The 1708-nt window shown below is 70.3% G+C and carries 1 protein-coding gene; it reads right to left on the reverse strand.

Going from position 1 to position 1708, the window contains the following annotated elements; all coding sequences use genetic code 11:
- Positions 1-144: 144 nt before the first annotated feature.
- A partial coding sequence (locus tag G6018_RS11575; RefSeq protein ID WP_182639664.1) for an alpha-1,4-glucan--maltose-1-phosphate maltosyltransferase occupies positions 145-1708 on the reverse strand: 1564 nt, incomplete at its 5' end.

The following is a 1708-nucleotide window of genomic DNA, read 5'->3' on the forward strand; positions in this document are numbered from 1 at the left end:
GCCCCGCCTCGTCGCGGGCGACCTCCTCGGGCGTCCGCCAGGCCGCCCCGGGGTCGACGGGCGGTGGCACCCTGCCGGGCGCCGTGGCGGAGCTCTCGGTAGCGGGTCGGCCCTTGCCGTGGTGCTTTCCCATGCCGTTGTCCCTCAATCCACGATGTGCGTGCGGTAGGTCAGTTCGACCCTACGTGCTTCATCGCACGGCGGGACCACGACGATGTGTGCGACCGCCGTCCACGGCTCGAGTCGCACGTAGTTGCTCGAACCCCAGTGGAACTCGCTGCCGGAGACCTCGTCGTGGACGCTGAACCGGGCGTCGTCGTCGTACCCGAGGGCGGCCATGTCCAGCCTCAGGGTGCCCTCCTGGACGCCGTGTGAGTCGAGTGAGACCACCGTGAGGACGCAGTCGCCGGTGGTGGGGTCGAGTTTGGAGTAGGCGAGGATCTGGTCGTTGTCCACATCGTGGAACCGCAGGGTGCGCAGCTGCTGGAGGGCGGGGTGCTCCCGACGGATCCGGTTGAGGGTCCGCAGCCACGGGGCGAGGGACTGGCCCGCCGCCTCGGCACCGGCGAAGTCCCGGGGCCGGAGCTCGTACTTCTCCGAGTCCAGGTACTCCTCGCTGCCGTCGGTGACGGGCTGCCACTCGAACAGCTCGAAGCCCGAGTACACGCCCCACGCCGGGGACAGCGTGGCCGCGAGCGTCGACCGGATCGCGAACATCGCGGGGCCCCCGCGCTGCAGCGACTCGTGGAGGATGTCGGGGGTGTTGGTGAACATGTTGGGCCGGGCCTCGTCGACGTGCGCCAGCAGCTGCTCGCAGAACTCCACCAGGTCGGACTTGGTGGTCTTCCAGGTGAAGTAGGTGTACGACTGCGAGAAGCCCCGCCTGGCCAGGCCGAACATGCGGGCGGGACGGGTGAAGGCCTCGGCGAGGAACAGCACGTCCGGTTCCGTGCGCTTGACCTCGGCGATCAGGCGGCTCCAGAAGTCGGCCGGCTTGGTGTGCGGGTTGTCCACCCGGAAGATCCGGACGCCCAGGGAGGTCCACAGCCGCACCACCCGGAGCACCTCGGCGTAGATCCCCTCGGGATCGAGGTCGAAGTTGACGGGGTAGATGTCCTGGTACTTCTTGGGCGGGTTCTCGGCGTAGGCGATGTGCCCGTCGGGCAGCACCGTGAACCACTCGGGGTGCGCCTTCGCCCACGGGTGGTCCGGCGCGCACTGCAACGCCAGGTCCAGCGCTATCTCGACACCCCTCGTGGCGGAGTACTCGACCAGCTCGCGGAAATCCTCGATGGTGCCGAGCTCCGGGTGCACCGCGTCGTGGCCGCCGTCCGCGGAACCGATCGCCCAGGGCGAACCGACGTCGCCCGGGTCCGGGGTGAGCGAATTGTTGCGGCCCTTCCGGTTGACCACCCCGATCGGGTGGATGGGCGGCAGGTACACCACGTCGAAGCCCATGTCCGCGGCGTGGTCGATGTGGGTGCGCGAGGTGGCGAAGGTGCCGTGGACGGGCCGGCCCCGCTCGTCCCACCCGCCCGTGGAGCGGGGGAAGAACTCGTACCACGAGCTGAACTGGGCCTCGCGCCGGTCGACCCAGACGCGGTGGGTCTGACCGGCCGTCACCAGCTCGCGGACCGGTCCGGCGGCCATCGCGGCCGCGACCTCGTCGGACAGCGCCCGCGAGGTCCGGGTCCGGGCGTCCCCGGTG

Source organism: Dietzia sp. DQ11-44 (assembly GCF_014145205.1).
GTDB classification, from domain to species: domain Bacteria; phylum Actinomycetota; class Actinomycetes; order Mycobacteriales; family Mycobacteriaceae; genus Dietzia; species Dietzia natronolimnaea.